Below are 248 nucleotides of genomic sequence, written 5' to 3'. Positions count from 1 at the left end.
CGATGAACCCAAATCCTGAAACGGTTATTTCTAAAGGGGTTATTCTCAAATTAGATGGTGAGAACCAGCATCAATTTCAAGAAACAAAATGGGAAAATGGCGGGCTTGTTCCACTAGACTTAGGCTATGACCTGACGATGAGCGATTTGCAATTCTCCATGCCTCTTGGTGTCAAAATGAGAAATGCCGTTATCATGGAGCCTTATACAGTGGAGATTGATAACTCCGTGAACCAGCTGTCCTGTGAC

1 pseudogene is annotated in these 248 nt (G+C 43.1%); it reads left to right on the top strand.

Features of this window, described 5'->3' with window-relative positions:
* A pseudogene (locus SB775_RS32435) lies at positions 1-248 on the top strand (adenosine deaminase); the annotation flags it as partial.

It is taken from the genome of Peribacillus sp. SIMBA_075 (assembly GCF_046534585.1).
The sequence above is the reverse complement of the archived record's forward strand: the minus strand, read 5'-3'. Positions and strand labels throughout refer to the sequence as shown.